This is a genomic window from Okeania sp. SIO3B5 (genome assembly GCF_010692555.1).
Classification (GTDB): Bacteria; Cyanobacteriota; Cyanobacteriia; order Cyanobacteriales; family Microcoleaceae; genus Okeania.
On the sequence record NZ_JAAHHG010000077.1, the window covers coordinates 22,265 to 29,969 of the forward strand.

Annotated in this window: 6 protein-coding genes; 4 read left to right on the plus strand and 2 right to left on the minus strand. The window is 36.3% G+C overall.

The window, feature by feature from the left end:
- Positions 1-196 precede the first annotated feature (196 nt).
- On the plus strand, positions 197-1,960 hold the full coding sequence (pyk, locus tag F6K54_RS13260; RefSeq protein ID WP_293078194.1) for a pyruvate kinase: 1,764 nt from the start codon (positions 197-199) through the stop codon (positions 1,958-1,960).
- Between the two features lie 747 nt (positions 1,961-2,707).
- Here pyk and F6K54_RS13265 read toward each other — a convergent pair.
- On the minus strand, positions 2,708-3,955 hold the full coding sequence (locus F6K54_RS13265) for a DnaJ domain-containing protein (RefSeq protein WP_293078196.1): 1,248 nt from the start codon (positions 3,953-3,955) through the stop codon (positions 2,708-2,710).
- 505 nt (positions 3,956-4,460) lie between these two features.
- On the opposite strand from F6K54_RS13265, the gene F6K54_RS13270 reads away from it, so the two are divergent.
- The 3 genes from F6K54_RS13270 (at position 4,461) to F6K54_RS13280 (ending at position 6,687) form a co-directional block, all read left to right on the plus strand.
- On the plus strand, positions 4,461-4,694 hold the full coding sequence (locus F6K54_RS13270; protein WP_293078202.1) for a DUF167 domain-containing protein: 234 nt from the start codon (positions 4,461-4,463) through the stop codon (positions 4,692-4,694).
- A 512-nt stretch (positions 4,695-5,206) separates the two neighbouring features.
- A complete protein-coding gene (locus F6K54_RS13275; protein WP_366558124.1) occupies positions 5,207-5,584 on the plus strand; it encodes a helix-turn-helix domain-containing protein in 378 nt (125 codons plus the stop codon).
- Positions 5,585-5,811: 227 nt separating this feature from the next.
- Entirely contained in the window at positions 5,812-6,687 is an 876-nt protein-coding gene (locus F6K54_RS13280) for an RNA-guided endonuclease TnpB family protein (protein WP_366558125.1), read from the plus strand.
- Here the strand turns inward: F6K54_RS13280 and F6K54_RS13285 are convergent.
- On the minus strand, positions 6,638-7,363 hold the full coding sequence (locus F6K54_RS13285; RefSeq protein ID WP_293078198.1) for a uracil-DNA glycosylase family protein: 726 nt from the start codon (positions 7,361-7,363) through the stop codon (positions 6,638-6,640). The genes F6K54_RS13280 and F6K54_RS13285 overlap by 50 nt on opposite strands.
- Between the last annotated feature and the right edge of the window lie 342 nt (positions 7,364-7,705).

Sequence of the window (7,705 nt, forward strand, 5' to 3'; positions counted from 1 at the left end):
TTCTGCCTTCTGCTATCCTAGATAACTAAAGCCTCCAGCATAGCTGCCTTTTTGCACTAGCAACACGGATTTATCCTGTTGCGTAGTATCTGCTTAGAATCCCCGTGACTGACCTCCGGGGAGTAGTCAATATTCAGAAATAATTTAAGAATCAAACAGACCTGTTTTAACCTATTACTATTAAAACTTTGAAATTATGCAACTGCAAAATGGCTTACGCCGAACTAAAATTGTCGCAACTATTGGCCCATCTACTACTAAGCCTGATGTACTTCGGGAGTTAATCAAAGCTGGTGCAACAACCCTAAGACTTAACTTTTCTCATGGAACCCATGAAGATCACCAACGCAGTATTCGATTGATTAGACAAACTTCTTTTGAACTAAATCAACCTGTAGCCATCTTGCAAGACCTTCAGGGACCAAAAATTAGATTAGGAAAATTTGAAAATGGTTCAATATCTCTAGAAAGGGGAGATCCATTTATTTTGACCAGTCACTTAATGCCTGGAACTCAAGAAATGTCTTCTGTAACTTATGAACCCCTAGCAGATGAAGTGCCAGAAGGAGCAAAAATTCTCCTTGATGATGGCAAAGTAGAAATGTTGGTGGAAAAAGTAGACAAAGCAGAGAAACAATTACATTGTCGGGTGGTAGTTGGTGGTCCTCTTTCCAATAATAAAGGTGTAAATTTTCCTGGGGTTTATCTCTCAATTAAAGCACTGACAGACAAAGACCGAAAAGACTTAATGTTTGGTCTCGATCAAGGAGTAGACTGGGTAGCATTAAGTTTTGTGCGTAACCCCCAGGATGTTTTAGAGATTAAACAATTAATTGCTAATGCGGGAAAAAAGGTTCCTGTGGTGGCAAAAATTGAAAAACACGAAGCGATCGAACAAATGGAAGAAATTTTGGCTTTGTGTAATGGGGTAATGGTTGCTCGTGGTGACTTAGGAGTGGAGTTGCCAGCAGAAGAAGTGCCACTTTTGCAAAAGCGACTGATATCAACATCTAATCGAATGGGAATTCCGGTAATTACTGCGACTCAAATGTTAGATAGTATGGCTAATAACCCCCGTGCTACCCGTGCTGAAATTTCTGATGTGGCAAATGCAATTATTGATGGTACGGATGCAGTAATGTTATCTAATGAGACAGCAGTAGGTAATTATCCTGTGGAAGCCGTGGCAACAATGGCAACGATCGCTAAACGCATTGAGCAGGAAATTATTACTTGCAACGTTTCTAGTATGAATGATACAGGTCATTCAATTCCTAATGCAATTAGCCAAGCGGTGGGTCAAATTGCAGAACAGATAGAGGCAGCAGCTATTATGACTCTGACTAAAACAGGTGCAACAGCGCGAAATGTTTCTAAGTTTCGACCAAAAACTCCTATCTTGGCAGTGACTCCTCATGTAGATGTTGCTAGACAGTTACAATTGGTTTGGGGAATAAAGCCATTACTGGTGTTAGACTTAGCTTCTGCAGGTCAGACTTTTCAATCTGCAATAAGTGTTGCTCAGGAGAAGGAGTTATTATTTGATGGAGATTTAGTGGTCATGACTGCAGGTACAATTCAAGGTGTGGCAGGTTCAACCGACCTGGTTAAGGTTGAGGTGGTGACTGCAGTGTTAGGTCAAGGTACTGGTATTGGTCAGGGATATGCTAGTGGTCGCGCTCGTGTTGCTCATAGTGTCAAAGAAGTCAGAGATTTTAATCCTGGAGAAATTTTGGTAGTTAATCACACAAATGCTGAATTTGTGGATGCAATGCAAAAAGCAGCCGGAGTAGTAACGGAGGAGGATAGTATTACCAGTCATGCAGCAATTATTGGTTTACGGTTAGGACTACCAGTTATTGTGGGGGTGAAGAATGCTACCAGTGTGGTTCGCGATGGCACGATTTTGACTTTGGATGCTCAGAGAGGTACGGTATATTCAGGAGCTACTCGAAGATAGGTGAATTAGTGGTTATCAGCTAAGACTAATTTTATAAGTCAAAAGTCAAAAGTCAAAAGGCAAAAGTAAGAAGTAAAAGAAGTAAGAAGTAAGAAGAAAATTATAGTGGTCAACAGGAGTCAAGGATTCAGTAAATATTTATGCTTAATATTTAACTGAGAATTTGACTCCTGAATTCAAAATTCAAAATTCAAAAGTCAAAAGTCAAAAGTAAGAAGTAAGAAGAAAATTATAGTGGTCAACAGGAGTCAAGGATTCAGTAAATGTTTATGCTTAATATTTAACTGAGAATTTGACTCCTGAATTCAAAAGTCAAAAGTCAAAAGTAAGAAGTAAAAGAAGTAAGAAGTAAGAAGTAAGAAGAAAATTATAGTGGTCAACAATAGTATAAATACCTAAGCAAGTTACGGATTTTATACTAAATTTTATGTTATAAATTGAAGTGTGGAATGTAGGCTATAATTCTCTTGACTCCTGAGTTCTGACTTCTACTCTTTAATTAGGGTTTGCTGAATAAAGTCTTTTTGCTCTTTGTAGGGAGTAGGGAGTAGGGAGTAGTTAGGATGTAGAATAAATGGGAATTACGGAGTCAGTGTCCAAAACAATAATCAGAGTGATTTGTCGGCTTTTGCTACTCGAAAATACTCACGTTTTTAACTTAAGCTTGCTGAAAAGCTCATACTTTTTCAAGATATAAAAAGCCTCAAAGCAATATCAGTAAGTGCTTTGAGATTTAATCAGCAAGCCCTAGTTAATTAAAGCAAATGGCAACCCAGTCAGCAGTAACATAATAGGTACTGTTATAGCTGATTTTTCTTCAGAAATATTGGAAATTTTTTGACAACCACTATACATAGTTAAAATTGTATAACAAAGGGCAAAAATAACTAAAATAATACTAATTACCAAGTTATTGAAAACTCCGCTAAGTAGTACCATGAAACCTAGAGGTAATAGCGATGCACCTGCTGTAAATAAATCTCCTGTTAAACTACCATCAGCTTTGAAAATAAGTCTGGCAAAACCACTTGTAACTGTCAAATTTACAAAGGGAATAATACCGATAATTATTAATAATAAAAATTCTGTATGATTTGCTTTATCTAATCTCTGTAAAATTAGATTAGTTCCTACTACAAAACAAATTTCAAATATTATGCCAAATAAAACTGCAACGTTAAATGCCCTTCTTTGTTCTAACTGAGTAAAAGCTGGTAATAAACCTCCTATGGGATTAGGAAGAAAAATCTTTACTGCTATCCAAGCATCCTGAAAAGTTGTCTGAAATATTTCTAATATTTCTAACCATGAAAAATGGTGTAAGTTTTTAATAGCTTCTAGCGCTCTTTGAGAATTAGCTTTATCTCCTTGATCTGCAAAAAGTTGAGCAGCTTTTTTAAAATCAATTATTGCCAGACGATGTTCTTGCAACTCTAGATAAACTAAACCACGTTGATAATAAACGTGAGCAAAATAGGGATTTATTTCTAATGCTTTGCTATAGTCTTCCATGCCAGCCTGAATGTATCTTAATTTCATACGACATAGACCCCGATAATAATAAACTTCTACTAAGTCTGGGTCTAAAAATAATGCCTTTGTATAATCAAGATCGGCACTCCGGTAATCTTGCAGTTTATAACTAGCAAATCCTCTACGATATAAAACTTCTGCCCAATTAGGATTAATTTCTAGTGCTTTTGTGTAATCTGCTATTGCACCTTGATAATCTCCAAGCTCACTTTTTGCAACTCCTTGTTTATATAATTCTTTGACTTGTCCTACTGTTTTATCATATTGCGATCGCCTCAATGGATCGGAAAGAATTTCATACATTGAGTTGATTTCTTTAAATTTTTCTGCTGCATTTATATCTCCTGGATTTACATCAGGATGATACTGGCGTGCTAGGCTATGATAAGCTTTTTTAATCTGTTCTGTGGAAGCATTTTTTGATACCCCTAGAACTTCATAATAGTTACACTCTTTTTCCATCTAATCCTAGTTTCTAAAAGCACTATTTTAGGCAATTATTCCTGATTATATCATAAAGTATTTCAATGTTTATTGGAAACAAGATATTTATCAATTTGCAATAATTTTTAGATGGAATTTTTAACTTGATCTCGAGGGATAAGCATTAACAACCAATATTAAAATCTATACATCACTATTTTAAAAAGTGCTTTAATATCAGTTTGATAAATGTTCGTTACAAATGGTAGAAGTAAGAAAGAAGGAAGAGGGAAGAAGGAAGAAGGATTGAATTTTGAAAAGAAAGGGAAAAACAATAGAAATAAATATCTAAAATGAACTAGATCAGCTATTTTTAAGCATATCCGAAGTTAAGACAATTAATAAAGCTTTTATCCTAAACTAAAAGTAATAGCTAATGCCTGACGGCTGAATGCTTACTTTAAGACAACTATTTATGCTAAATCCTGAATCGGTATCCCTCACTCCTACCCAGGCAAAAATACTGTTTCAGCAAACCCTAATGATGGCTATTTTTAAAGTAAAAGTTAAACCAAATTCTCAACAACAAAGTATTGAAGCAGAAGTAGATGGCAGTTTCAAAGTATGTTTGAAATCTCCGCCAGTAGATGGTAAAGCTAATCAAGAACTAATCAAACTATTGGCAAAAAAGTTTAATGTGAAAAAATCAGAAATTACAATTAAATCGGGTTTATCTTCAAAGAATAAATTGATTGAAATACCTCTACCAAAAATTTAACAAATTATTCTGTGTCTAGAGAGGCTAATTCGTAAGCATTTAGCTATTAGCTGTCAGCTATCAGCAATAAGACTCTCTCATATTAGGATAGTGTTTAAATTAAAATAGACTTTAATGGCAAGGGAGCCAACTTTTGTCGTAAGAGAATTAAATATTGCTTTGATCGTCAACTAAAAGCAATAGCTGTTTGCGTAGCATCCCTCTTCTAGCTATCCATTACCCACATCTTTCTTAACATAAAACTTGACAAAAATATCATTTGATGTATTAGAGGCTGAAAGCTCCTAGTATCGTTGCGATCGCAACTACAAAAAACAACTTTTAGGAGTACACAAGTTAGTCAATTTGTCAAAGCTTGTAAAACCAACAAAATGCTCGTAAGCTTTTGATAATAGGCATTATCCACTTTTGTAAAGAATTTTGCTGATAAAGCATAGCTCTTCTAGGGGGACTTTTGATTTGATTTAATACCCATAAATATGCTATAATATTCTTAGTTAAAAACAACAACAATGAAAGCCAGGTACAAATATCGAATTTATCCAACAATTGGACAAAAACACCGATTAGCAAAGCTATTTGGTTGTGTCCGTACAGTCTGGAACGATAGCCTAGCTTGTTATCAGGAAAAGTATATTTTAGGTCAGAAAAAACCAAGTAACTCTGAGCTGCAAAAACTCTTTATTACTCAAGCTAAAAATACTGAAGATAGAGAATGGCTATCAGAGGTTTCAGTTGTACCATTACAGCAATCATTAAATGATTTAAACCAAGCTTATCAAAACTTTTTTAGTTCAACAAAAGGTAAAAGAAAAGGTAAAGCAATTAAACCTCCAAGATTCAAAAAACGCAGGTCAAAACAAACTGCCAGGTTTACCTTAAGAGGGTAAGCATTCAGCTAGCTCGCTGTCAGCTATCAGCAATAAGACTCTCTCATACTAGGACAGTGTTTAAATTAATATAGATTTGAAGTGCAAGGGAGCCAACTTTTATAGTAAGACAATTAAATATTGCTTTGAGCCTAAACTAAAGGCAATAGCTGATAGCTGATGGCTGACGGCTGAATGCTTACTTAAGAGGTTTTCAAGTACATGAAGACAAAGTATATTTAGCAAAAATTGGCTTATTCAAAGTAGTATGGTCAAGACCTTTACCAGGAGAACCATCATCAGTAACAGTCATCAAAGATTCAGCCCATAGATATTTCTTGAGTTTTGTAGTAGAAATTCAACCACAAAAACTACCAGAATCTAGCAAATCAGTAGGCATAGATTTAGGCATTTCTACATTTGCTACATTCAGCAATGGTCAAAAAGTAGACGCACCAAAACCATTAAAAAAACGAATTAAAAAATATAGAAAATTAAGTAAATCATTATCCAAGAAAACTCAAGGTTCTAAAAGATACGAAAAAGCTAGACTTAGGGTAGCTAAATTTCATGCCCTACTTAAAGACACTAGAACAGATTTCCTGCATAAGTTATCTACTGAAATAATTCGTGAAAACCAAACAATTATTCTGGAAGATTTAAACGTTTCTGGAATGGTTAAAAACCGTAAATTATCCAGAGCAATTTCTGATTTAGGTTGGAGACAATTCCGGACATTCTTAGAAGGGAAAGTAGAAAAATATGGTCGTGATTTGAGAGTAATTAGTCGTTGGGAGGCGACGACTCAAAAATGTTCATGTTGTGGTTTTCGTGGAGGCAAATTAGACCTTCAAGTGCGAGAATGGGAATGCCTTAATTGTGGTGCAAAACACGACAGAGACAAGAATGCAGCAATAAATATATTAGTCGCGGGCGGGCAGCCCGAGACATTAAACGGACGTGGAGGCAAGTGTAAGACTACCGCCAAGGTAGCAGCAGCCTGTGTTAGCGGCAGCTATGCGAAGCAAAACGTCAACCCGCCGAGGAGTTACGGCTCGGTAGGAATCCCCGTGCCTAACAGCCGGGGAGGATGTCAACTTCTAATTCATCTAATTTTTGTTTAACCGCCTGAATATCTTGCCACATTAACCACTTTGGTTTGCCTGGCTCCCGAGAAGGATTTCGCAAAAGATAAGCTGGATGAAAAATGGGCATACAAAGTCGCCCTTCCCATTCCACCCATTGCCCCCTTATTTTAGTTATACCTCGTTTCTCACCAGTCAAAGCTTTAACTGCCGTTGCTCCAGTTAAAAGAATAATTTTCGGGTCTACAAGACGTATTTGCTCTAGTAAGTATGGTTTACAAGCTTCTATTTCTTGAGTTGTCGGAGTCCGATTTTCAGGCGGCCGACATCTAATAGCATTAGAAATATAAACGTGGCGATCGCTACTTAGCTCCACGGACTCCAAAATTTTGTCCAGCAGTTGCCCAGACCTACCAACGAATGGTAAACCTTGTTCATCTTCATTTTGACCGGGTGCTTCACCAATAATCATAATTTCTGCCTGGGGGTTGCCTCTCCCAATAACAGCATGAGTACGGTTTTTTCCTAGTTCACATCTGCAACATTGGTTACAATGGTCTGCTATTTGCTCCATTGTTTGATATGTTTCTGATGGAATTGGAATTTTAGCATCTGTGGGAATGAGGTTGGAGTCGAAGTCTAAATCAGAGGTAGATTCTGAATAATCATTATTGTTTGACCAGTCGAAGAGACTAAGTTGTTTTTCGTTAGACATGAAAATGCTATATTTTAAATTAGGTTATTTTGGTAATACAAGTAAGCAAGACACTCACTATGACACTAAACCTTAATAACTCGATACAAAGAAAAACTTAAGGCGATCACCGAAGTTCTAAGAGTGTTAAACTAGAGTCAAACTAATGGAAAGATAGCAAAAAACCCATGTTAGTTCCAGCTATGTTAGAAGTCCAGTTCAGTAATCTGGTAACTCTTGCGACTATTCAGGAGTTTCAGACTACACGACAGACCATTCAGGAGTTTCAGACTACACGACTTACAGAAGTTCCCAAAATTCCACAGAAAAATAGCAAAAAACCTATGTTAGTTCCAGCTATGA